19 protein-coding genes and 2 pseudogenes are annotated in these 24,231 nt (G+C 64.2%); 9 read left to right on the forward strand and 12 right to left on the reverse strand.

Going from position 1 to position 24,231, the window contains the following annotated elements:
- Positions 1 to 946 (forward strand): FAD-dependent oxidoreductase (locus tag HWN72_RS07480; RefSeq protein ID WP_211150001.1); only part of this gene is annotated, 946 nt, incomplete at its 5' end.
- Between the two features lie 60 nt (positions 947 to 1,006).
- Here HWN72_RS07480 and HWN72_RS07485 read toward each other — a convergent pair.
- Positions 1,007 to 1,324 carry a PilZ domain-containing protein gene (locus HWN72_RS07485; protein WP_036523167.1) on the reverse strand — a complete coding sequence of 106 codons (318 nt, stop codon included), beginning with the start codon at positions 1,322 to 1,324 and terminating at the stop codon, positions 1,007 to 1,009.
- Positions 1,325 to 1,408: 84 nt separating this feature from the next.
- Positions 1,409 to 1,912, reverse strand: a complete 504-nt coding sequence (locus HWN72_RS07490; protein WP_036523171.1) for a GNAT family N-acetyltransferase — start codon at positions 1,910 to 1,912, stop codon at positions 1,409 to 1,411.
- Between the two features lie 216 nt (positions 1,913 to 2,128).
- On the opposite strand from HWN72_RS07490, the gene acs reads away from it, so the two are divergent.
- The 4 genes and pseudogenes from acs (at position 2,129) to HWN72_RS07510 (ending at position 6,470) form a co-directional block, all read left to right on the forward strand.
- Complete coding sequence (gene acs / locus HWN72_RS07495; protein ID WP_008832720.1) at positions 2,129 to 4,078, forward strand: acetate--CoA ligase; 1,950 nt, start codon at positions 2,129 to 2,131, stop codon at positions 4,076 to 4,078.
- Positions 4,079 to 4,640: 562 nt separating this feature from the next.
- Positions 4,641 to 5,246, forward strand: a pseudogene (locus tag HWN72_RS31010) (tyrosine-type recombinase/integrase); the annotation flags it as partial.
- A 33-nt stretch (positions 5,247 to 5,279) separates the two neighbouring features.
- The gene (locus tag HWN72_RS31015) at positions 5,280 to 5,630 is read left to right on the forward strand and encodes a tyrosine-type recombinase/integrase (protein WP_231958161.1); all 351 of its coding nucleotides are present in this window, start codon (positions 5,280 to 5,282) and stop codon (positions 5,628 to 5,630) included.
- Positions 5,631 to 5,657: 27 nt separating this feature from the next.
- A pseudogene (locus HWN72_RS07510) lies at positions 5,658 to 6,470 on the forward strand (TonB-dependent receptor).
- Between the two features lie 934 nt (positions 6,471 to 7,404).
- On the opposite strand, the gene HWN72_RS07515 reads toward HWN72_RS07510, so the two are convergent.
- Entirely contained in the window at positions 7,405 to 9,150 is a 1,746-nt protein-coding gene (locus tag HWN72_RS07515) for a chloride channel protein (RefSeq protein ID WP_036530481.1), read from the reverse strand.
- A 91-nt stretch (positions 9,151 to 9,241) separates the two neighbouring features.
- Between HWN72_RS07515 and HWN72_RS07520 the strand changes: the two genes are divergently transcribed.
- The gene (locus HWN72_RS07520) at positions 9,242 to 9,649 is read left to right on the forward strand and encodes a MarR family winged helix-turn-helix transcriptional regulator (protein ID WP_036530484.1); all 408 of its coding nucleotides are present in this window, start codon (positions 9,242 to 9,244) and stop codon (positions 9,647 to 9,649) included.
- A gap of 207 nt (positions 9,650 to 9,856) precedes the next feature.
- On the opposite strand, the gene HWN72_RS07525 is transcribed toward HWN72_RS07520, so the two are convergent.
- Together HWN72_RS07525 and HWN72_RS07530 are read right to left on the reverse strand one after the other, a co-directional pair.
- On the reverse strand, positions 9,857 to 10,699 hold the full coding sequence (locus HWN72_RS07525) for an enoyl-CoA hydratase/isomerase family protein (protein WP_036530488.1): 843 nt from the start codon (positions 10,697 to 10,699) through the stop codon (positions 9,857 to 9,859).
- Between the two features lie 50 nt (positions 10,700 to 10,749).
- Entirely contained in the window at positions 10,750 to 11,400 is a 651-nt protein-coding gene (locus HWN72_RS07530) for a TetR/AcrR family transcriptional regulator (RefSeq protein ID WP_036530493.1), read from the reverse strand.
- Positions 11,401 to 11,762: 362 nt separating this feature from the next.
- On the opposite strand from HWN72_RS07530, the gene HWN72_RS07535 reads away from it, so the two are divergent.
- Positions 11,763 to 12,899: an LLM class flavin-dependent oxidoreductase gene (locus HWN72_RS07535; RefSeq protein ID WP_008832713.1), complete on the forward strand. Its 1,137-nt coding sequence runs from the start codon at positions 11,763 to 11,765 to the stop codon at positions 12,897 to 12,899.
- Positions 12,900 to 13,016: 117 nt separating this feature from the next.
- Here the strand turns inward: HWN72_RS07535 and HWN72_RS07540 are convergent, their stop codons facing one another.
- Genes HWN72_RS07540 through HWN72_RS07550 form a run of 3 tightly spaced genes read right to left on the reverse strand, consistent with a single transcriptional unit; the run spans position 13,017 to position 15,750 of the window.
- Positions 13,017 to 13,592 carry a TetR/AcrR family transcriptional regulator gene (locus tag HWN72_RS07540; RefSeq protein WP_008832712.1) on the reverse strand — a complete coding sequence of 192 codons (576 nt, stop codon included), beginning with the start codon at positions 13,590 to 13,592 and terminating at the stop codon, positions 13,017 to 13,019.
- A 54-nt stretch (positions 13,593 to 13,646) separates the two neighbouring features.
- On the reverse strand, positions 13,647 to 14,582 hold the full coding sequence (locus HWN72_RS07545; RefSeq protein ID WP_036530499.1) for an SMP-30/gluconolactonase/LRE family protein: 936 nt from the start codon (positions 14,580 to 14,582) through the stop codon (positions 13,647 to 13,649).
- Positions 14,583 to 14,637: 55 nt separating this feature from the next.
- Positions 14,638 to 15,750, reverse strand: a complete 1,113-nt coding sequence (locus HWN72_RS07550; protein WP_036530503.1) for an LLM class flavin-dependent oxidoreductase — start codon at positions 15,748 to 15,750, stop codon at positions 14,638 to 14,640.
- A 265-nt stretch (positions 15,751 to 16,015) separates the two neighbouring features.
- Between HWN72_RS07550 and HWN72_RS07555 the strand changes: the two genes are divergently transcribed.
- Both HWN72_RS07555 and ribB read left to right on the forward strand, forming a co-directional pair.
- A complete protein-coding gene (locus HWN72_RS07555) occupies positions 16,016 to 17,719 on the forward strand; it encodes a class I adenylate-forming enzyme family protein (RefSeq protein WP_036530508.1) in 1,704 nt (567 codons plus the stop codon).
- Between the two features lie 26 nt (positions 17,720 to 17,745).
- Positions 17,746 to 18,888 (forward strand): 3,4-dihydroxy-2-butanone-4-phosphate synthase, encoded by a 1,143-nt coding sequence (gene ribB / locus HWN72_RS07560; protein ID WP_036530513.1) that lies wholly within the window; start codon positions 17,746 to 17,748, stop codon positions 18,886 to 18,888.
- A 54-nt stretch (positions 18,889 to 18,942) separates the two neighbouring features.
- Here the strand turns inward: ribB and HWN72_RS07565 are convergent, their stop codons facing one another.
- The 4 genes from HWN72_RS07565 to HWN72_RS07580 all read right to left on the reverse strand — a co-directional run bounded on the left by HWN72_RS07565 (position 18,943) and on the right by HWN72_RS07580 (position 24,176).
- Positions 18,943 to 19,425, reverse strand: a complete 483-nt coding sequence (locus tag HWN72_RS07565; RefSeq protein WP_036530516.1) for a flavin reductase family protein — start codon at positions 19,423 to 19,425, stop codon at positions 18,943 to 18,945.
- Complete coding sequence (locus HWN72_RS07570) at positions 19,422 to 20,666, reverse strand: cytochrome P450 (protein WP_036530520.1); 1,245 nt, start codon at positions 20,664 to 20,666, stop codon at positions 19,422 to 19,424. The genes HWN72_RS07565 and HWN72_RS07570 overlap by 4 nt, the downstream gene beginning before the upstream one ends.
- Positions 20,667 to 20,675: 9 nt before the next feature.
- Positions 20,676 to 21,758: a zinc-binding dehydrogenase gene (locus HWN72_RS07575; RefSeq protein WP_036530524.1), complete on the reverse strand. Its 1,083-nt coding sequence runs from the start codon at positions 21,756 to 21,758 to the stop codon at positions 20,676 to 20,678.
- A gap of 63 nt (positions 21,759 to 21,821) precedes the next feature.
- A complete protein-coding gene (locus tag HWN72_RS07580) occupies positions 21,822 to 24,176 on the reverse strand; it encodes a TonB-dependent receptor (RefSeq protein ID WP_036530527.1) in 2,355 nt (784 codons plus the stop codon).
- Positions 24,177 to 24,231 lie beyond the last annotated feature (55 nt).

A 24,231-nucleotide genomic window follows, 5' to 3' on the forward strand; every position in this document is an offset into this window, starting at 1 on the left:
CCGCATCTGGACCTATCGCCATGCGATGACGCCCAAGGAAATGCCGACGAAGCTGCTGGTCCTCGGCTCGGGCGCGATCGGCATCGAGTTCGCCAGCTTCTACAACGACATGGGCGTCGACGTGACGGTCGTGGAGATGATGGACCGCATCGTGCCGGTCGAGGACAAGGATGTGTCCGCGTTCCTCGAAAAGGCGCTGGTCAAGCAGGGGATGAAGATCCTCACCGGCGCCAAGGCGAGCGACGTCAAGGCTTCGGACAAGAGCGTCTCGGTCAAGATCACCCCGAAGGGCGGCAAGGAAGAGACGCAGGAATTCAGCCACGTCATCGTCGCCATCGGCATCGTCCCGAACGTCGAGAACATCGGCCTGGAAGAACTCAAGATCGAGCCGGACGAGAAGTTCTTCGTCAAGGTGGACGACTATGGCCGCACCAACGTCCCCGGCGTCTGGGCGATCGGCGACTGCGTGAAGGGCCCTTGGCTTGCCCACAAGGCCAGCCATGAAGGCGTCACCACCGCCGAATCGATCGCCAAGGAACTGGGCAACAAGGAGGTGCATCCGCACGCTCTGGACCGCCGCAACATCCCGGGCTGCACCTATTGCCACCCGCAGATCGCCTCGGTTGGCCTGACGGAAGCCAAGGCCAAGGAAGAAGGCTACGAGGTCAAGGCCGGCACTTTCCCGTTCATCGGCAACGGCAAGGCGATCGCGCTGGGCGAGCCCGAGGGCTTCGTGAAGACCGTGTTCGACGCCAAGACCGGCGAACTGCTCGGTGCCCACATGATCGGCGCCGAAGTGACCGAGATGATCCAGGGCTACGTCGTCGGCAAGACGCTGGAGACCACCGAGGCGGAACTGATGAACACCGTGTTCCCGCACCCGACGATCTCGGAGACGATGCACGAGGCGACCCTCGCCGCCTACGGCCGCGCGATCCACATCTGATCGCGCCGCAAGGTCTGGAAAAACGAGGAGGGCGGGCCGCAAGGTCCGCCCTTTTTCGTATCAGCCGGCGGCGCGCACGATATGCTCGAACACGGCCACGTGCAGGGGCTCGGCGAATTCGCAACCGACGGCGCCTTCGCGCACCCAGCAGATGCGTGCGCTTAGCAACTGCAGGCCGGGGATGCGGATACGCAGCGGCACTTCCATCCGGGCATCGGGCAACAGGCCGATGCGGAAGCCTCCGGGCGACAAGTCCTCCAGTCGCGCCGGTTTCCACGGACGGGTTCCCTGACGCACCTCGCACAGGATCGACACGCCGACGCGTGCGGAACGAGGGGTCCGACTGTCGGCCGGGCCGGGCTTGAGGGAATCGCGCATGGGGTCTCCTTGGGGGGAGAACCCCATGCCGTAAAACAGGTTACCAGCGCGTTAGCATTCGGCGCGCGTACGCTGCCACCCTATTCAGCGGAAGGTCTTTTCCAGTACGACCAGCCCGGGATCGCCGTCGAACGGCTCAGGCCTGAAGCCCCTTTCGCGTTCGAGGTCGATGGCGGCGCGATTGTCACGGCTCTCGATGGAAATGGCGCGGCGACAGCCACGGACCTTGGCCTGGGCCGAGAGGTAATCGAGCATGGCCCAGCCGATCCCTTTGCCGCGGTGATTGCCGCAGACCGAAATGGCGATCTCGCCGGTATCCAGCGGTCCGTCACAAGCCAACAGCCCCGACGCGACGATCTGCCCGCTGGCCTGGTTGATCCCGACCCACGATTCGGTCCGGAAGTGGTCGGCGTGGACCAGCGGCTCCAGCAATACCGGCCCGACGTGCTCGGTCGCCGACAGGAAACGGAAGCGGCGATCCTCGTCCGTCACGCGGGTGAAGAAATCGGTCAGCGCGGGTGCATCCGCCTCGGTTGCCGGGCGCACGTCGAGGTCAATGCCCGAACGGGTGGGGAGGGTGACGATCATGACGGCGTTACCTTTCGATTGAATGCCGAATCTCTAGACCGCGATCATGCGATGCACCTTGATCGAGATCAGATCGCCCGCCATCGTCGTCGAAACGGCACGAGATTCCGCCCGGCCCGTTCTACCATTGTCCAATGGGAACGGCCCGGGTCCATTGTGCTATGCAACATGCAAGGCCGGGAGAGCCCGACCCTACGATATGAGAGGAGAATCCGCATGGCCGAGGCCGTCTATCCCGTTCCCGCCGAGTGGAGCCGGAACGCCCTGATCGACGATGCCCGCTATCAGGAGATGTACGAAAGGTCGGTTTCCGAGCCCGAAGCGTTCTGGCGCGAGGAAGCGCGGCGGATCGACTGGATCAAGCCCTTCAGCGTGGTCAAGCAGACCAGTTTCCACGAAGAGGACTTCGGCATTTCGTGGTTCACCGACGGCACCCTGAACCTCTCGGCCAACTGCCTCGACCGTCATCTCGTGGAGCGTGGCGACCAGATCGCGATCCTGTGGGAGCCGGACAGTCCCACCGCTCCCGACCGCCGCATCACTTACCGCCAGTTGCACGAGCAGGTCTGCCGCCTGGCCAATCTCCTCAAGGCACGCGGCGTCCGGAAGGGTGAGCGCGTCACTCTCTACCTGCCGATGGTGCCGGAAGCGGCCGTTGCCATGCTGGCCTGCGCGCGGATCGGCGCAATCCACTCGATCGTCTTCGCCGGGTTTTCGCCGGACGCGCTGGCGGGCCGCATCCAGGATTGCGACAGCCGCGTCGTCCTCACTGCCGACGAGGGCCTGCGTGGGGGTAAGAAAGTCCCGCTCAAGGCCAATGTCGATGAGGCGCTCAAGGCCTGTCCCGGTGTCGACAGCGTGATCGTCCTCGCGCACACCAAGTCCGGCGTACCGATGGCCGAGGGTCGCGACATCGACTGGGCCTCGGCCGTCGCCGATCAGGCCGCCGAATGCGAGCCGGTCGAAATGAGCGCGGAGGACCCGCTGTTCATCCTCTACACTTCGGGCTCCACTGGAAAGCCCAAGGGCGTGTTGCACACCACCGGCGGCTATTCGGTATGGGCCTCAATGACCCACGAGTACGTCTTCGACTACCGCCCCGGCCAGATCTACTGGTGCGCGGCCGACATCGGGTGGGTCACCGGCCACAGCTACGTCGTCTACGGCCCGCTGATGAACGGTGCGACCACCGTGATGTTCGAAGGCGTGCCCAACTTCCCCGATCCCAGCCGTTTCTGGCAGGTCGTCGACAAGTTCGGCGTCGAGATTTTCTACGGTGCCCCCACCGCGCTGCGTGCGCTCATGCGCGAAGGCGACGACTGGGTGAAGAAGACCAGCCGCCAGTCGCTGCGCCTCCTCGGCTCGGTCGGCGAACCAATCAACCCGGAGGCATGGTCCTGGTATCACGAGGTCGTGGGCGAGGGGCGTTGCCCGATCGTCGATACCTGGTGGCAGACCGAGACCGGCGGCGTGATGATCTCCCCGTTACCGGGCGCCACCCCGCTCAAGCCCGGCTCAGCCACCCGCCCGATGTTCGGCGTGCAGCCGAAACTGCTCGACAACGACGGCAAGGAGATCGAGGGGCCGGGCGACGGCTGCCTCGTCATCACAGACAGCTGGCCCGGCCAGATGCGCACCGTCTGGGGCGATCACGAGCGCTTCTTCCAGACTTATTTCAGCACCTTCAAGGGCACGTACTTCACCGGCGACGGCTGCCGCCGGGACGAGGACGGCTACTACTGGATCACCGGTCGCATCGACGACGTCATCAACGTCTCCGGGCATCGTATGGGCACCGCGGAGATCGAAAGCGCACTCGTCGCTCACCCCAAGGTGGCGGAAGCGGCGGTCGTAGGCATGCCGCACGAGATCAAGGGGCAGGGCATCTACGCCTTCGTCACCTGCAACGCCGAGGTCGAGCCCGACGACGCCCTGCGCAAGGAACTGATCGCGTGGGTGCGCCACGAGATCGGCCCGATCGCCACGCCCGACGTCATCCAGTTCGCGCCGGGCCTGCCCAAGACCCGCTCGGGCAAGATCATGCGCCGCATCCTGCGCAAGATCGGCGAGAACGATGTCTCGAACCTGGGAGACACCTCCACGCTGGCGGACCCGTCGGTAGTCGACAACCTGCTCGCCAATCGCCCGCAGCCGGTGAGCGCCTGACCCTCGACCGAAATGCCAGGAGCCCGCGCCAGAGATGATGCGGGCTCTTGCCGCCGGCTGCAGCGCAGCGGAGAGAAAATAGGACGGGTTTGTTTCGTTGAGCTTCGATGGCGTGCTCAATTATCCCGTCCGAGATTTTCGCATCAACGGGGGGGCAAGAGTGGCTTTCGGGCGCTTTCTTTGTTTGTTCAATCGTCATCGCCCTCGGCGCGCGGTCGAATGGGATGGCTCGCACTATCGCAGCGATTGCCGACGCTGCTCACGGCCGATCACACGGCTGGCTCGACGCAAGTGGCGTATCGAGAGTTAGAAACCGGGCGGCGATGACGGGTGAGAAACGCAGGCACGCAAGAACACCATGTGTATCGTCCCGAGACGGGAATGATGGCGGACAGGGTGTCCGCAATACTATCATCCGGTGGCGTGCGAACATGTGAAGAACACTGGCTGATTTGGTCGAGTTTATTCTCCTCTCTATGTATAAGTGTCCAATGCTGTCCAATTGCGCTCCCATAAAACCGCGCTACTATTATGGGAACGGTTTTGGGAACGATGGACCGGTATGCCTCGTAAGCTTTCAAATGCTCTGACGCCTCTGACGGTCAAGAACGCCAAGCCGGGCAGGCATTCGGATGGAGGCGACTTGCACCTTTTGGTTAAAGCGAGCGGCTCCCGTTCTTGGGTATTCCGCTTCATGCTGAACGGGAATTCGCGCGATGTAGGACTTGGCGCTGCCGCTGGTCTTGGTGCCCTGTCGCTGGCAAATGCCAGAGTCGAAGCGACCAAGCTGCGCCTCAAGGTCCAGTCCGGGATCGCCCCCATCGAGGAGCGCGATCGCGAGGAGGCCGAAAAGCTCGCGGCAGCCCAAGCAGCCCTGATCGCCGAGACCACTTTCAAGGAAGTTGCCGAAGCCCACATCGATGCGAACGAGGAAAGCTGGCGCAACCCGAAGCACCGGCAGCAGTGGCGCAAGACTATGGCTGACTATGTCTATCCGAAGATCGGCGATCAATCGGTGGCCGACGTGGACACACCCCATGTGCTGTCGATTTTGGAGTCGATTTGGTGAGAGAAGCCCGAGACGGCGAGCCGGGTGAGGGGGCGGATCGAAACCATTCTCGATGCCGCCAAGGCCCGTGGGTACCGTAAGGGCGAGAACCCGGCGCGTTGGCGCGGGCACCTAGCCCAGATCCTCCCCAAAGTGTCCAAGACCAAGGAAGCCCGCAATCGCAAGCTCGGCCGAGACGGTCATCACAAGGCGCTACCCTACGAGGAGGTGCCGACCTTCATCGCCGCGTTGCGCAAGCGACAGGCAGTCACGGCCATGGCGCTTGAATTCATCATCCTTACCGCAGCCCGAACCTCCGAAGCGCTCAAGGCGACGTGGGAAGAGATCGACTTCTCGAAAGCGGTATGGACGGTGCCCCCGGATCGCATGAAGGCCTGTAAAGAGCACCGCGTGCCGCTATCGCCTCGAGCTCTGGAACTGCTCAAGACCGCTCAGGGGCTTGGCGGTAAGCATCTCTTTCCGGCACCGAGGGCGGCAAGCTGAAGCTGCGCCTAGGCCTGCGCTACGATCATGAGACGCAGAACCGTGATCGAGCCGGTACGCAACATCAGCTACGACGCCTGGCTGCCCAAGGCGGGCCTGACTTATGACTTCACCGACGACCTCGCGCTCAGCGCCACGGCGCAGCGCGGCTACCGTGCGGGCGGCGCGGGCCTCAACCAGCAGCGCGGCGAGGCGTATTCATTTGGCCCGGAATATACCTGGAACTAAGAAGTCGCGCTAAGGTCGCGGTGGCTGGACAAGCGGCTGACGGTGAACGCCAATGCCTACTGGATCGACTGGACCGACCAGCAGGTCGCCGTGCGCCTCAGCCCCGGCGCGGTGTTCGACACGCAGACCGTCAACGCGGGCAAGTCACGCCTCTACGGTTTCGAGCTGGAACTGAGCGGACGGCCGACCAATACGCTTAACCTCTATGCCGGGGCGGGCTACAGTAATACGAAGTTCACCGATTTCGACGTGACCGTGGGCGAGCTTTCCGCCAGCGCGCAGGGTAACGAGTTCGCCAATGCGCCGCGCTGGACGCTCTCGGGCGGGGCGACATGGCGCCATCCGGGCGGGATCACCGCCAACGTCAATGCCAACTATCGCAGCGCCGTCTATCAGGACACCGTCGATCAGGCGTTCCGCGATCTGCCCGGGCGCACGATCGTCAATGCCAAGCTGGGCTGGCAGGGCGAGAATTTCGGGGCGTACCTGATCGTCTCGAACCTGTTCGACGTCCAGAAGCCCTCGGTCTTCTTCCTCGACTCCGACGGGCGCACGCGCGGTCTACTGACCGATCCACGCACCTTCGGCCTCAGCTTCGAAGGCAGGTTCTAGCGGCGTCGCAGGGAGTGAACCCAATCATGCAATCGCCCATTCGGAAAGGGGCTTTCAACCAGGACAAGAGCAGAATCATCATACGGGCCGCTATTGTGCGGACATTGCCTTAAAGCCCAATATTAGACCTCATCGCATGCGAAATGTTCCACCTCTGAGATTTGGTTGGGAGAGGTTTTTGGTCGTCACCTGCCGGAAAGGCAGACCGTCAGCACCTGGATCAAAAATCGGATGTTGAGCTTCCACTAAGGGTTGGACCTGAATCCCACCCGAAATTTTCGCGTGCGTCTAATCCCCTGCTGTCCCTTCAGATGTGCGTCGCGGGACGTGGGGTGTTCGCTGGGAAAGTCGGGCATTTAGGTGTTTACAACAGAACGGCGAAGGCGAAGCTTGGGAGAAGGCGATGAGGACGCGGAATGGTCTGGCAGCCGCTAGAGCCGGCGCGCTGCTAATGGCGGGTACACTGTCTGCGTGCAGCCCAGATGCAGCACAGCCTGAACCGACACCTACTACTTATGATATTGGAGCGGCAGACCTCACTGCGACCGAGCCCAATGATATTTGCCGAACCCGCCACCCCGCCTTCCTGCGCGACTTGCTGCTGCGGATTAGCGCCGGTCTGCCACCCGGCAGCAGTGGCTTCGAGTTCATACATTTCACGGTTGATAAGCCGAAACTCAACGGGGAGTGGGCCGCTATGGTCAGGTTCCGCGCCGCTTTGCCCGGTGAACCCGTTCAAACTATGCGCACCGTCGCTCCTTTCAATCCGGAAGACTGCACGACCGGGGCGTGGTCGCTGTATCGGAGGGAAGGCGCATACGAAAAATAGATATCTTCTGAAATTTTCAGATCGCATCCCATATACCGCAAAGAAAAGCGGTTAATCTGTTTCCGGCCCCACGAACTCAGCCGATGAACGACCAAGAAGGTTCGGTCAGCGTCTCTTCCATTCGGATGCGCGGTGGACATGGCGAACCTTTAGCAGGTCCTGACGGCTCAATATGCCCACGAGCCGGGAGGTTGCCGGATCTACGACCGGGATACGGCCGATGCCGCTGTCGACCATCATGTCCGCAATCTGGCTGACGGGTTTTTGTGGCGTGGCAACGGGGAGGGAGACGTCCGACAGAACCTCCGCCAGCGATGCCTTGAGCGGGGCGTTATCCTCCATCTGCCACCGTAGCGCGTCGGAGCGGGACACGAGGCCTATCAGGCGTCCCTCCGCATCGACCACCGGATAGCTACGATGCTTTGCCGTCGCGAAGAAGTTGATCGCCTCGGCCAGGGACAGGCCGCCCGGCAGCGTCTCCGGATCGGGTGACATCACCTGGCCGGCTAGAAGGAAGTCGAGCGGATCGACGCTATACTCTTGCAACACATGCCGTCCGCGCCGCGCGATCTTCTCGGTCAGGATGGAGCGGCGGATCAGCAGCACGCTGACCGCATAGGCGCCCACTGATCCCGCAATGGTCAGAGGCAGCATCGCAAAATCGCCGGTCAGTTCCGCCGCGAAGAGCGCCGCCGTCAGAGGCGCGCGCATCGCTCCGCTCATCGTCCCGGCCATGCCCACCAGCGCCCATAATGCACTGCCGCCCGGCAGGAAATGGCCGATCACGAAACCTAATGCTCCTCCCAGCATCAGGAGCGGGGCGAGCACACCGCCTGATGTTCCGGACCCCAGGGCGATGAGCCACACCGCCGCTTTTACCACCAGCAGAATAAGCGCGACCCGCAGCGCCATTGACCCGTCGAGCAGCGCACGGATGCTCTCATAACCCGCGCCGAGCACATGGGCGTCGATCAGCCCGCCAATCCCCACCGCCACTGCGCCGATGGCCGGCCACCACATCCAGTGAAGCGGCAGGCGGCCGAACATGTCCTCCACCCGGTAGAGCAGGATGGACAGGAGCGACGCCTGACACCCCGCCAGAGCCCCCATAGCCAAAGCGATGGCGATGGTCGCGGGACCGAGCAGCGCGTGGTGCATGACGGGGAACAGCGGCCCGCTGTCGATAAGGAGCGGACGCCAGAGAAAGGCGGAAAGGGTTGCGACGACGACCGGAACGAAGCTGCGCGGCTTCCACTCGAACAGCAACACTTCGATGGCGAGGAGCAGGGCGGCGACCGGCGTGCCAAAGATTGCCGTCATCCCTGCCGCCGCACCGGCGACGAGCAGGGTCTTTCGCTCCGCCGCGCTCAGGTCGAACTGCTGGGCGAACAGCGATCCGATGGCGCCCCCGGTCATGATGATCGGCCCCTCTGCGCCAAAGGGGCCGCCACTGCCGATCGATATGGCGGAGGACAGAGGCTTCAGTAGTGCGACCTTGGGCGATAGGCGGCTCTCGCCATAGAGAATGGCCTCGATCGCCTCGGGGATGCCATGGCCCCGGATCTTGTCCGACCCATAGCGCGCCATCAGGCCGACGATCAGGCTGCCAATGATGGGGATCGCGACCAGCCAGAGGCCCAGCCCATTGTCGCTTATCTCCGACGGCCCGGCAGAGAAGCGGCCGAACCAGAACAGGTTGGTGGCGATGGCGATGGCCCGCAGCAGCAGCCATGCCCCCATCGCGCTACCCGTTCCCACGATCACGGCCGCCGCGGCCAGCATTAGCATACGCAGATCGGCACTATGGTCGGCGAGGCGACGGTGCGTGGGAGGGGTAGCGAAATTTTTCATGGCGAGACCGATCGACAGAGAGAAGCGATGTCAGGCAAATATATCGCAATACGATATTTATCAATGGGGCCTGCCGCCTTAGGTATGCGCGATGGCAGCAGAGCTTTCCGACGCCGATTACGCCACGCTGGCGGAGTTCCGATTTTCCCTGCGGCAGTTTCTGGCCTTCAGTGAGAGTCGCGCGGCCGAATGTGGCCTGACCCCGCAACAGCATCAGGCGCTGCTTGCGATCCGGGCCGCTCCGGCGGATGGGGCGACGGTGGGTTACGTTGCGGATCGGCTGATCCTCAAGCCGCATAGCGCGACGGGACTGGTCGATCGGCTGGTGGTGCTGAACCTGGTCGAACGCAGGGCGTCGGCGTGGGACAAGCGCCGGGCGCTGCTGGCCCTGACTCAGGAAGCGCACGCCAAGCTGGCGCGACTGAGCGCCGTGCATCGGGAAGAAATCCTGCGTCTCAAGCCCCTGCTCACGGGTCTCTTGAGCACGATGATGGATTGACAGACCTTGGGACAAGATTGCAAGATAAGGACCGCGCCTTATTGGCGGGCAGTCTGACAACAGATCGGGCTCGCTTCCTCGGGGTTCGCAAGCCGGCTCTAAAGAGAGCCGCTGTCATCTGCGGCACGACCAAGTTTCTGGCACCCATTCCTGCCTCTGTTCTGACGCGAGCCCACTTCCGAAGACAAGCACAGAGTGAGCCCAACACTAAGGAAGATATCCGGCACCATGCAACTTGAAGATCTCTTGCGACCCGTGCCCTTTGAACTCCGCGACCGTCGCCTTCAGTCCGATGGTCGCAAGCTGCGCGCGGATACGCCGGACTTCGGGTTCGAGATGCAGGATCGCGTCGCTTTCGGCGATGGCGGAAAGCGCCTGGTCCCATCCGGCCGCCTCCATCGCGCGGTTGATCGAGCGCTTCTTCATCGCCAGCACGCCGGGCGGGACAAGCGCGATGCGTGACGCCAGCTCCTCGACGCAGGCGATCAGGTTCTCGGCAGGGACCGCGGCGTTGGCCCAGCCCCATTCCACCGCGGTCCGGCCGTCGATGCTGTTACCCGGCAGGAAGGCGAATTCCTTGGCCCGCCGCCCGCCGACCTGATGAACCCAAGTCGGCGCGATGAAGCCGCCGCCGATGGGGATGGTCGGCTCGGTGATCGCGGCATCCTGCGCCACGACGAGGATGTCGGCGAAGCTTGCCATCTGGGCGGCGACGCCGATGCAGTAGCCGTGCACGGCGACGATCACCGGCTTGGGATGGCGCCAGATGTCGCGCCACAGATCGACGTAGCCCGACAACCGCGTCACGTCTTCCATCGGGCTGCCCTCGGCGTTGTACTGGCCCAGGTCCATCCCCGCGCCAAAGCCCTTGCCGGCACCGCGAATCCCGATCACCGGCGCGCCGTCCGCCTTGAGATCGCGCAGCACCGTGCCGAACCGGGCGAGCATCCCGCGCGAGAACGCATTGGCCGCTTCGGGCCGGTCGAGCACGATCCAGTCGATCGCGTTCCCGCGCTCCAGCCGGATTCCATCAATCGTACCGTCCGTCATCTTCGCTCCCGTCCTCGTTCTTGTCTTCGTGTCCGCCGCCCCGGTCGCCGTCAGCGCTGCAGCCGGAGGGGCAGGCACATGGCCATGACGATCTGTTCCATCGTGTCCTCCAGCGCGTGCTCGAAGGTCTCGGGAAATTCGTGCGTTTCCATGCGGCTGTGGCGGACCAGCAGGTTTAAGAACATCAGGCTGACGTTCACCAGCCGGCGCTGTGCGACGGCGGCGGGAAGGTAATCGACGCGCTGGCGCAGCAGGTCGAGCGCCCGGTTGAGCTGGGGCGGGGCCTCGCCGCCGAAGTGTCCGTATTCGTCCCAGTCGCCATGCAGCAGGTACTGCGACAGGAACGTGCCGTAGGAGCGATTGGTCCCGCCGTCGAGATGGAGCTGCGGCAGCAGGATGACCTCCAAGATCGAACGGGCATCCCGCGTGCGTCCGGCCGCCTCCAGCGCGGCGATCATCGCGCCGCGTCCGGGCTCCATCTGGTTCATCCGGAAGTCGAAGATCGCCTGAACCAGACCCTCGCGAGACCCGAAGTGATACTGCACCGCGAAATGGTTTCCCTGCCCCGCCTTCGACGCGATTTCGCGCATCGAAACGCCCTGGATGCCGACTTCGGCGAACAGCCGTTCGCCCGTCAGGATGAGCCGCGTCTTGGGGTCGGCTTCGTCGATATCGGGCGAGATCTGCGGGGTTTCAGCCATTGTGCATGCTCTTCGGAATAAGTCATCTGTTTGCAAACAGACATGCTTATGAGGCAGGAATGGCAAGGATGCCAAGCGTTTTAAGCTGACGCCGCGACTTTTCGGTGCGCTGCATCGTTACTGGCCGTGCTGACCTGATGACGGTAGATCATTGGATAACGTACCTGAAACAGCCGGTTTATGTTGCAGATGCTAAGAGAATGCGGCCGATGTGCCGCATCGTGCCTGCTCGCCGCCGGCGTCGATCGCTCTTCCGAATTTCACTTTACAAGTGTTTTAAATTCCGTAGCCTATCACTCGTTAGGCTGCTTCGCCGGATTCGCGGGTGGCCACCAGGACAGAAACGAAGAAGGAGAGCGCTGATGGTCATGCAGACCGGCCTTATTTTCCACCCGTACATGCGACCGGGCCGCACGGCCCGCCAGACCTTCGACTGGGGCGTGCAAAGCTCCATCGCCTGCGACAAGGCGGGTTTCGACACGATGATGATCTCCGAGCATGCCTCGCAGATCTGGGAGAACATCCCCAATCCCGAACTCATCATCGCCGCCGCCGCGCTGCAAACCGAAAACATCAGCTTCGCGCCGATGGCTCACATCCTGCCGCACCAGCACCCGACCAAGCTGGCGGTGATGGTTGGCTGGCTGTCGCAGATCCTGGAGGGTCGCTTCTTCATGGGCATCGGCGCAGGCGCCTATCCCCAGGCATCCTACATGCATGGCATCAAGGATGCCGAGCCCAAGATGCTCAACGACATGGTGCGTGAATCGCTCTCGATCATGGAGAAGATCTGGGCGCGCGAGCCGTTCTTCTTCGAGGGCAAGTACTGGAACGCCGGCTTCCCGCAGGAAGATGCGCCCGAGACCGAGGAAGACGAGCAGCACATGCTGGCCGATTTTGCGCCGTGGAACGGGGCATTCCCGGAAATCGCGGTGACCGGCTTCAGTTCCAATTCCCCGTCGATGAAGCTGGCCGGCGAGCGCAACTTCAAGCCGGTCTCGATCTACTCGGGCATCGATGCGCTGAAGCGTCACTGGGAGATCTATTCCGAAGCGAACATCGCCGCCGGCTTCACGCCCGACCGCGCGCGCCATGCGGTCTCGCACACCATCTTCTGCGCCGATACCGATGCAGAGGCCAAGCGCGAGGTGATGGAAGGCCCGATCGGCTATTGCTTCGAACGCTACCTGATCCCGATCTGGAAGCGTTTCGGCATGATGGACGGGTTCGCCAAGGACCACGGCATCGACCCGAACGACGCCGATCTGGAATTCCTGGTCGATAAGGTCTTCGTGGTCGGCTCGCCGGATACGGTCGTCGACAAGCTCAACGTGCTGTTCGAGCAGTGCGGCGGCTGGGGCACGCTGCAGGTGGAATCGCACGACTATTACGACAACCCGGAGCCCTGGTTCCATTCGCTGAACCTGCTGGCCAAGGAAGTGGCACCGCGCGTCAAGTTGCCCGAGGGCAGCAAGGCACCCGCGACCGCAGACGCCTGATTATCCGCCCGGACTCTCTCCGGCTACCTGAGGCGCCGTGGCAACGCGGCGCCTCTTTTCGTGTTTGGGGGGGACGGGGCGAATAACGCTCCAGGGCGCGATGGTGCCCCGGAGGCGTCAGGGCGCGAAGCCGCCGAGGAAGAGGTCGGCCGCCTGGTTCGCGATCTGGGTGGGGCCGAGGCGTCCGGCGCGATACCAGCTCGGGCAGGAGTCGAGCATGGCGATCAGGAACTTGCGTGCCACGGTGGTCTGCGCATCGTTGCCGGAAGGGCTGGCGGCGACGAGCAGGTCGCGCCAGTAGCTGTCGAACGTCGCATAGGCGGCGAGGACACGCTGCTTCATCTCGCTGGGAAGATCGCCGAACGACCGCGCTACGGCGGAGGAATAGTCGTCGCCGGACAGCAAGAACTCGACATGGGCGACGATCGCGGCGCGCAGGCGATCGACCGGCGCGGTCTCGGGACCGAGCACTTCCACTTTCGCGACGATATGGCGCGTATTGCGGTATATGCCGGAGAGCATCACCTCTTCGACCACTTCGTCCTTGGACTTGAAATGGTGATAGATGCTGGGCGCCAGCATGCCCGCGCCCTGAGCGATCTCGCTCAACCGGGCGGCGCCGAAGCCCTTGGTCCGCAGAATGAAGGCTGCGGAATCGAGAATGCGTTTCCTGCCGGAGTCACCGTCGCTCATATCTGCCGAATAGCCGTTCGGGAGCCTAATGGAAGCCCCGATTGCGCGGAAGGGTCATCCGGCAAAGGGAATTGTCGGCAGGCCTGCGACGGGGGGCGAGAGAATTTCGAACAGTCCGCCGGCCAGCGGCTCCTGGGCAAAGCGCGCATCGGAATACCCCTGCGATCCGGTGACGAGGAACAGGCGGTCGTGGTTCGCACCGCCGAAGGCCGGGCGCAGGCCCCGCATCACCGGTAGCTGGCGTTCTTCCAGCAAGGTGGCGTCCGGCGCGAAGCGGCGCAGCTTCCAGCTTTCGTAGAAGGCCATCCAGATGCAGCCTTCGACATCGACCGCCATGCCGTCGGGATAGCCGTCCTCGGGCGTGAAGTTGAGGAAGTCGCGGCGGTTGGACAATTCGCCGTTGTCGTCGAGGTCATAGGCCCAGGTGACCAGCGGCATGGAATCGTTGACGTAGGCGGTGCGCCCGTCCGGGCTGAACGCCGGGCCGTTGGCAGTGACGATGCCGCGCTCTTGCGTCGAGACCGAGCCGTCCGCATCCAGGCGATAGAGTTCGCCGGTACTGCGCACGTCGAAGTCCTTGAGCGAGCTTTCCTTGTCGTCGGCGGTGGTGCTGTCGTCCCACTGCGCGGTGTCGCACGATCCGGTCCAGTAGCGGCCCTTGCGGTCGGTCACGCCGTCGTTGAGGCGCGCCTTGCCGGGGTCGGGGATCGGGTGGAGGATCGGCTTGTAAAGCTGCCGGGCGGGGTCGAGATGCACCAGCCCGTCGGCGCTGGAGGCGATGAAGCCGCCGCTTGCGCGCGGGGCCAGCGCGCTGACCCACGCGGGCGTGGACCAGCTTTGCTTGCGGCCGGTTTCAAGCGCGTACCAGTGGACGGCGGGCGCCTCGATATCGACCCAGTAGATGCAACCGTCGCGGGCATCCCATACCGTGCTTTCGCCCAGGATCGCCTTGGCGTCCCACAGGCAGCGCCAGCCATCACCTTCCATCATCGCGCATTCTCTCCGGTCTTCGCCGTGTGCCCGGCGTGTCAGGTCTGGTCGGGGATCAGCCGGCCGTTTGCAAGCCCGCCGCGCTTTCCACCGGATCGATCGAAACGTTGATGTCCTTGAGCGCGGGGAGTACCTTGCGGGCGATCAGCTCGTAGTTTTCGAGGCCGACGTCGAAGGGCATGTCGCCGAACTGGGTATAGATGATGAACTTGCCCACGTCGAAGCGCTCCTTCATCACCTTGAGCTTCTCGACCACTTCCTCGGGCCGGCCCCAGATCTGCAGGTCGGCGAGGAATTCGTTGAACTTCTCGATCCCGTGCTTCTCGACGCTGCGGGCGAGGGCGCCGTAGTATTCGTAGCCCTCGATGTTGGCGAATTCCTTGTTGCCGAACTGGTAGAACGACGAGGTCGAGCGGGCATATTCGACAAGGTACTTGTCGCGCATCTCCTTGGCCTTGGCGGCGTCCTCGTTCGCGGCGATGAAGCATACGACGACGGGCTTTGGCGCATTGCGGCCGTTCACCGCCTTGAACCGGTCGCGATAGGTGGCGAGATCCTCGTCCACCTTGTCCCACGGCTTCTGGGCGATGATCATCAGGCCGACGTCGAGGTTGGCCATCAGCTTCACGGACTCCGGCGAGACGGCCGAGGCGAAGACGCGGCCGCGATAGCTGGAATAGGGGCGCGGGCGCAGTTCGACGCGGGGCTGCTTCAGATAGTCGCCGTCGTATTCCATCACGCCGGTTTCGAGGCCCTGCAGCAGCGCCTCCGCATATTCGCGGAACCGTTTGCGCGCCTCGCCCATGGGGACGCCGAAGCCGTCGAACTCTTCCTTGCCGAGACCGCGCCCCATGCCGAGCACCGCGCGGCCTTCGGAGAACTGGTCGAGCAGCAGGAAGCTCTCGGCGATGCGCACCGGGTTCTGCCAGGGCAGCACGGTGACGGTGGTGCCCAGCTTGATGCGCTTGGTCTGGCCCGCGACCCATGAAAGGAACTGCGGCACGTTGGGGGTCATCATGTAGCCGGTGAAGTGGTGCTCCGGCGTCCAAACGGAATCGAAGCCCTGGTCTTCCGCGCGCGCCGCGAGCGAAAGTTCGTGCCGGAACACGTCAACGTCCGACACCTGATCGTGCAGGTTCTGAAACGTCAGCCCCAACCCAACTTCCATGACTCGATCTCCAATCCTTGATTCGTTGCGCTCAACCTAATATGTATTAGGCAGTCAATGCAAGGCTGTTTTTGCGGGTGAGGCGGGCTGGCGGGCCTGCGGGCAATTCCGGAAAAGGCGCGTATTCTTGCAGAATATCCCTGTAAACAGGCCGTCATTCCATTCAAAGCGTACGAATTACGGCGCTCCGGAAGCGATCGCACGGACTGGCTTGACCGCAGCACCTGTCGTGGAATAATTTAACGAGAGTTAGGGAGAAGTTGTGATGACGAGCATGGGCAGCGTGACGAGCCGCAGGCGGGCGATGGCCGACCGGCATCCCGAATGGCTGTCGTGGACGCTGCACGCCTATCTCGACTGGACGCAGGCGGATTTTGCCGCACGTCCGCTGGTCGTCACGGACGGCGAAGTGCTCGATTACGGATCGGTCGCGGCGCTGTCGCGCAAGCTGGCCTCGGGGCTGGCGGCGCGCGGCATTGCGGCCGGGGACCGCGTGGGCCTCGTCATGGCGAACGACCCGATGACGGTGCCGCTGCTTTTCGCGATCTGGCGCGCAGGCGCGGTGGCGGTGCCGATCAACACGCTCTATCGGCCCGATGAACTGGCGTATGCCGTGCGTGAGGCCGGGTGCGCGCTGCTCGTGGTGATGCGCAGTTTCGGCTCGCGCGATTTTCCGGCGATGCTCGATGCTGTCCTGCCCGGCTGGCTGGGCGGCGCCTGCGCCGACGCGCCCGAACTCAAGGGCGGGCTGGTGTTCGATCGCGACGCTCCGGCCGATTTCGTGCAGGCGCTTGCCGGCGATGGCGATGCCGGAGAGATCGCCGTGCCCGTCTCGGCGGACGACCTTGCGGTAATCATGTTCACCTCCGGCACGACCGGATCGCCCAAGGGCGTCGCCATCACGCACGACAACCTCATGCGCGCGGCCTATGCGGGCGCCTATCATCAGGCGTTCGAGGAGGGGCGCCGGGCGGTGTTCTCCTTGCCGCTCTACCATGGGTTCGGCCTGGTGGTCGGGCTGCTTTCGGGCATGGTGGTGGGCGGGGCGATCATTCCCCTGCTGAAGTTCGATCCGCACGCGATCCTCACCGCGATCGGGCGGCACCGCGCGACGTACCTGATGGGCGTGCCGACGATGACGATCGCGCTGCTGGAACAGGCGGAAAAGGAAAGCTACGATTTCTCCTCGCTCACCGCGATCCACAGCGCGGCCGCGCCGACGCCGAGCTGGGTCTGGAAACGGATCCAGGCGACCTTCGGGTGCGAGGACATCATCACCAGCTACGGCCAGACCGAAGTGACGGCGACGGTGGTGTGTACAAGCCCCGGCGATCCGATCGACGTGGTATCCGAAACGCAGGGGTGCATCGTCGAGGCGGGCATTGCGGGCATGCCCGATCAGGGCGGCCGCATCGCCGAATTCAAGACGATCGACCCGGAAACCGGCGCCGACCTGCCCTGGGGCAGCCCCGGCGAACTGTGCTGCCGCAGTCCGATGAACAGCAAGGGCTACTTCCGCCGTCCCGACGCCACCGCCGAACTGTTACTGCCCGGCGGGTGGATACGGATGGGCGACCTCGGCCAGTTCCGCGCGGACGGCAACCTGTTCCTGACCGGCCGTTCCAAGGAACTCTACAAGAGCCGGGGCGAACTGGTCTCGCCCAAGGAACTGGAGCAGTTGCTGACCCGCCATCCGGACATTTCGCAAGCGTTCTTCATCGGCATGCCCGACGATCGCTATGGCGAGTGCGGTTGCGCATGGGTCGTGCGGGCGCAGGGGAGCGCGATCTCCGCGCGCGAAATCGAGGCGTTCATGGCCGGGCAGGTGGCCGCGTACAAGCTGCCGCGCGACATCTGGTTCATCACCGACGAGGAACTGCCCAAGACCGGCACCGGCAAGGTCCAGAAGGCGCAGCTCAAGGAAAAGGCGCTGAAGCTGGTCTGGGACATGTCCGTCAGCAGAGCGTGAAGACACACAACACAAGGATGAGAGGAATGCCCGAGGTTCAAGTTTCTCCGATCGAGGAAATCATCCGGGAGGCGGTCGAGGGCCGCCCCTACATACTCGTCGATGCGGACAACCGGGAGAACGAGGGTGATGTCATCATCCCCGCCCAGTTCGCCACGCCCGCGCAGATCAACTTCATGGCCACCCATGCGCGCGGCCTGATCTGCCTGGCGATGACCAGGGCCCGCGCGGATGAGCTGCAGCTCAAGCCCATGGCGCGCCGCAACGAGTCCGGTTACGGCACCGCCTTCACCGTCTCCATCGAGGCGCGGGAGGGGGTGACGACGGGAATTTCCGCGGGCGATCGCTCCCATACGATCTTCGTTGCCGTGAACCCCAACTCCGGCGCGGCCGATCTGGTATCGCCGGGGCATGTATTTCCGCTGACGGCGCGCGACGGCGGGGTGCTGGTGCGCGCCGGCCATACCGAGGCGGCGGTCGATATCTCGCGCCTTGCGGGCCTCACCCCGGCCGGCGTGATCTGCGAGGTGATGAACGAAGACGGGACGATGGCCCGCCTGCCCGAACTTCTCGAATTCGCGGGGAAGCACGGGCTCAAGGTCGGGACGATCGCCGACCTGATCTCCTATCGCCGCCGTTCGGAGAAGCAGGTCGAGCGTGTCGTGAGCGCGCCGTTCGAGAGCCATTACTGTGAAGGGCCGCTGACCATTCACGTCTATCGCTGCCTGCTGGACGGCGGCGAGCATGTCGCCATCGTGAAGGGGCAGGTGCGGCCGAACGTCGATACGCTGGTGCGGGTGCATCAGGTCGACATCACCGCGGACATGTTCGGCTGGACCGCCGCGCACCGCGATTACGTGCCGCGCGCCCTGAGCGCGATATCGAGCCATTCCGGCCCGGCGGTGGCGGTGTTCGTCCGCGATCCCGATCCGACCTCGATCTCCCGCCGCGTCGCCGGTGGGCGCAAGACCTATCACGAGACGCATGCGACCCGCGACTATGGCATCGGTGCGCAGATCCTGCGCGATCTGGGGGTGGGGCAGATGACGTTGCTGACGTCGAGCCAGGCCAAGCTCGTGGCGCTCGAAGGGTTCGGTCTGACGGTGACCGCGCGCGCCGCGCTGCGCGGTGAAGAACCGGTGGCGGCGCTGCGGCTTGCCGACGGATAGGACGCAGCAAAAGGGGGAAGCGGCAGGCGCCGGTTCCCCCTCTTTCTCGAACTTTCAGAGCGGTAGTATCTTGCCGTAACCACCCTTGTGGAAGATCAGCGGGCTGCCTTCATGGTGCACGTCGAGCCCGCGCACCCGCCCGAGCACGATGTAGTGGTCGCCCGCCTCGTGCACGGTGTCCAGTTCGCAGTCGATCCAGGCCAGGGCGCCGTGGATGATCGGTGATCCGAGCGCCGACAGCGCGAAATCGAGCCCTGCGAACTTGTCCTCGCCCTTGGCCGAAAGGGCGCTGCACACGGCCTGCTGGCTATCGGCCAGAACGTTGACGCAGAAGCGACCGGCAGCCTCCACCCTGGGCCATGTCGTCGAGGACTTGTCGGGAAAGAACGCGACCAGCATCGGGTCGAGCGAAACCGAAGTGAACGATCCGACGACGAGCCCCACCGGCCTGCCATCCTCGCCTATGGCGGTGATGGCGCAGACGCCGGTGGGGTAGTGGCCGAGGATACGGCGAAATTCCCTGGGCTCGGCGGTCATGCGCGGTCCCAGACCAGCGGCACGCCTTCGACGGTGCCGATGATGCCCGAATGGAACACCGGCTTCGCATCGGGAGCGAGCGTGAACTGCGGGATGCGCTTCAGCCACTCCTGCAAGGTCACGATCACTTCGAGGCGGGCGAGGTGCATGCCCGCGCAGCGGTGCGGCCCTTGCGCGAAGGTGGAATGGGCGATGCCGGTGCGGCCGGGCCTGAGCGTCCAGGCATCATCGTTGGCGCGCGCATCGAGCCCGTGCAGCGCGGTCGGCAGCAGGATCATGTCGCCCTTCTTCAGCTCGACGCCGCGATAGGTCATGTCGTAGGCCACCATGCGCGCGTCGGAGACGACCCCGAAGCGGCGGAACATCTCCTCGGCGCTGCGTTGGAGTTTCAACGGGTCTTCGCGCAGTTCCGCCACCGTCTCGGGGTTGCTCGCGAGATGCAGCATCATGAAGCTCAGGAAATTGACGACCGTGTCCAGCCCGCCCAGCAGCAGCAGCGAGATCAGCCCCAGCGCCTTGTCGTCGGGCATCGGCGCGCCGTTGATCTCGGAATTGAGCATCGTCGTGATGAGATCGGTGCCGGTGCCTCCGCGCCGCGCCGCGATGATCGGCTCGACGTAGCGGAAGAAGCCCTGGTTCGCCTTGTCGAGCGCGGCGGCCTGTTCGCCGGGCGTGCGACCGGGCGGGCGCGTCATGTCGTTGGCGAGTTCGCCCAGCATCGGCGCGTCGCTTTCGGGCAGGTCGCACAAGGCGAGGAACACGCGAACGGGGAAGATCCCGGCATATTGCTTGCCGAAATCGCAGCGACCATCGGCGACGAAGCCGTCGATCAGCTCGGCGGCGGTCTGGCGGACCTGCTCCTCGGTGCGGCGGATGGCGGTGTGGTTGAGGCCCTTGTCGAGCACCTTGCGGTACGGCGTGTGCTCGGGCGGGTCCATGCGGGTGGGGACCATGGCGTACTTCTCGCCCGCTTCCTTGGGCAGGAAGATGATCTCGCTGGAGAAGCGCGAGGGGTCGCGGTAGATTTCGTCGATCAGTTCGCCGCGTGTCGCGATCCAGTGCCCGCCGGTCAGCGGCGTGTAGATCAGGTCGGGCATGCCGTCCTGTTGCAGCCGGCCCCAGGCTTCGTGGAAGCCGCCCTCGATGCCGTCGGGCGCGAACATGTCGACGTCGTGGACGAGGTGGGCGGGTACGTGACCCGGAACGATGCTGCGGTGCTTTTCAAGCTGCGCTGTGCTCATGACATGTCCTCAGGCGATGGAAGGGTCGATGACGGCCTTGGTCGCGATGCCGGTGCGGGTGGCTTCGAGCGCCTTGCCCGCATCGGCGATGGAGAAGCGGTGGCTGATGAGGTCCGCCAGCGGCACCTTGTCCTGCAGCCGCACGGCGAGATGCATCGCGTGATAGTAGTTGCGCGGCGCCGGGAAGGCCGCGCCGCCGATCGTCAGGTTCTTCACCGTCAGGTCGCGCGGCGAAATCGGCTGGGTGCCGATCGCGCCCCACAGGCCCAGCACGATGTAGCGGCCGTGCGGGCCGGTCAGGTCAACACCCTCGGGGAAGGCGGGCAGCACGCCGGCGGCTTCGACCACCACGTCCGGGCCGCCCGGGCCGGTGAGATCGTAGACGGCGCGGCGGCGTTCCTCCACCGGCAGGTCGAGCGAGACGGTGGCGGTCGCGCCCAGCTTCATCGCGGCGGCGAGACGGGCGGGGGCCTTGTCGATGACCACGATGCAGCGCGCGCCCATCTGCGCGGCGACCAGCACGGCGGACAGCCCGACCGGCCCCGCTCCCTGCACCACCACCGCGTCGTTCAGCGCGATCGGGCCGCAGCGGTCGAACCCGCGCAGCACCGTGGGTAGTGCGCATCCCAATGCCGCGACCGCCAGCGGATCGGCATGGTCGGGCAGGCGGTAGAACGACATGCCGCTCGGCAGCCAGGCAAAGTCGGAATAGCTGCCCCAGTTGGGCTTGTTCGCATGCTCGAAGTACTGGGTGTTCTCGCAAGGGGTCTGCTGCAGCACGGAGCACGAATAGCAGCGCCCGCACAGCGGGATCGGCGACCAGACGACGAGGTCGCCCACCTTCACGTCGACGCCTGCGTAGTCCTTGGCGACGCCCGCGCCCAGCTTCTCGATGCGGCCGACACCTTCGTGGCCAAGGATGATGGGGAAGGGCATCTCGCCCGCCTCGCCCGAGGCGATGTGGACGTCGCTGCCGCATACCCCGCCCACCACCGTGCGCACAAGGATGCCGCCCGCCTGGGGATCGGCGATGGGCAAGTCCCAGGTTTCCAGGCGGTTTTTCTCGACCAGTACGGTGGCCCTGCCGCGCATGACGTTTATCCTCTCTTTGCGTCTACCCCGCCCGCACAGGCGGACGGGGCGGATCGCATCCTATCAGAAGCGGTAGGTAACTTCGGCACCGAAGGTCTGCGGCGCGCCCCAGATCGCGGTGTTGAAGCCGCCGCTGGCGCCTTCGACGTAACCCGAGTTGTAGTAGAGCTTGTCGAACAGGTTCTTCACGTAACCGGCGACGGTCACGTTGCTGCCCATGACGTTGTTCCAGCTCAGGCGCATGTCCACGGTGACGTAGCCCGGCAACTGCGTGCGCGGCGTGATCGAGCCTTCGTTGTTCGAGAAGTACGTCATCTTCTGCCCGAACACGTCGGTGCGGAACTTCACCTCACCGGCGCTTTCCGGCACAGGCAGTCCCACTTCGGCATAGACCGAGCCCGCCCACTTCGGTGCATCGGTATAGGTGTCGAAGGGAATGGTCAGTCCGGCCACGCCGGTGGCGGCGGACAAGTCGACGATGTTCCTGGTGAACTTGGCGTCGGTGTAGGCGCCGGAGAACCCGACTTCCAGCCATTCGCTCAGGCGGAAGTTGCCGTCGAATTCCACGCCCTGGATGCGCTTCTTGGGAACGTTGACGGTGAACGCGGCCGGGTTGCCGTTCACCAGCGCGTAGATCGAATGCTGGGCGTCGGTCACGATCTGGCGATAGGCGGCGATGTTGACCCGCGATGCCACGCCGCCGATGTAGCCGTTGAACTTGTAGCCAAGTTCGAAGTCGTAGGTGTTCTCGTTCTTAAAGAAGTTCGTGTTGTTGTAAGGCACGACCGCGCCGTTGAAGCCGCCGGCCCGGAAAGAACCGCGCTGCGCGAAGTAGACCATGTTCTGCGGGTTGATCTGGTACTGGATGTTGAACGTCCAGCTCGGATCCTTGAGGTTGGCCTTCTGCTTGAGCGGGGTATCGCCATCGAGGTTGAACAGGCTGCCCGGGTTCTGGCGCAGGCGCATCTGCTCCCAGGTGTAGCGTCCGCCCGCAGTGACCGTCAGCTTGTCGGTCAGTTCGTAGCTGAGCTGGGCGAACAGGGCCTTGGATTCATCGTCGTTGGTATAATAATAGGCGATGTCGGCCAGCGGCGTCGCCAGTTCCGATCCGACGATGACCGGGATGTATTCCTTCTTGCGGGACCACGAGTAGTACGCGCCGACGATGTATTCGAGGCGTCCGCTCTTGCCCTGAAGCTGCAGTTCGTTGGAAATGCGCTTGGTCGAGAATTCCTCGCCGCCCGGAGGTCCGTTGCCGAGACCGCTGTTGTTGTAGAGGTTCAGCGAGCCGAAGGGCGATCCGGAAAGGATGCCGGGCGTGCGGGCGAAGGCATCGGCATAGCTGAAGATGTTCTTCAGCATCACGTCGTCGCCCAGTTCCATCTCCGTGGTGTTGGTGACGAAGGCGGTGTGCGCCTTGTGCGGCAGGTCGTAGCTCAGCCAGACCTTGTAGGGGTTGGCCTGCTGCCAGGCGAGATAGCCGGCGACCGCGCCGGGCCAGGTGCCGTCGCCCATCGGCCCGTCGCCCAGCGTCGGCGCGAAGGGGCTGTTCATGCCGTAGACGCAGTCCAGCGTCGCGGTGAGCTGGTAGCCGTTGTTGGTCTCGCCGCAGGCATGGTAGGAATAGAGGCCGCCGGCACCCTCGGTCCCGCCGAAGTCGCTGTACTGCGCAACGGTGGTCATCTTGAACCCGGAAGACGGCTCGATCACCAGGGTGACGCGGCCGGACTTGGCATCGGTGTCGCCCAGCGTGCTGCCGGTGTTGACGTTGCGGATGTAGCCGTCCTGCTTGTTGTAGTCTCCCGCAAGGCGCAGCTTGATGACGTCCGAGATCGGCAGGTCGATGGCGCCCTGGGCCTGGATGTAGTTGCGCTCGCCACCCTTGATCGTGAGGTAGCCGCCGAACACGTCGCCGGGCTTGGTCGTCTCGTAGAGGATCGCGCCGCCGGTCGCGTTGCGGCCGAACAGGGTGCCCTGCGGGCCTTTCAGCACCTGCACGGAACTGAAGTCGAAGAAGGCGGTCGAGGTGTTGCCCTCGGTCATCGGGGCGTCGTTGATGTAGGTCAGCACTGCCGGGCTGGAGCCGGAGAACGGATCGAGCGTCTGTCCGCGCAAGGTGAAGCTGAGCTGGTTGGAGTTCTGCCCGCTCTTGACGACAAGGCCTGGGACAAGCGCCGCAAGGCCCTGTTCGCTGGTGACGTTGCGGTCCTGAAGCACGTCGGCGTTGAATGCAGAGACCGATACCGGAACCTTGGAAAGCGACTGTTCGCGGCGCTGCGCGGTGACCACGATTTCCTCGATCTCGGGCTTGGCATCCTTGGCCTGGGCGGCCTCCGCGCCGCTCTGGGCATGAGCCGGCATCGCCAGCATCGCAGTGGCGATGGCCATCGTAGAGGTCGCGCCGAAACGGAACGTCATTGCAGTTTCTCCCTTTCCCGGACCCTCGTAGGCCCCGTGGTCTTCGCTCTAAACT

It is taken from the genome of Novosphingobium sp. HR1a (assembly GCF_015594425.1).
GTDB lineage: Bacteria > Pseudomonadota > Alphaproteobacteria > Sphingomonadales > Sphingomonadaceae > Novosphingobium > Novosphingobium resinovorum_A.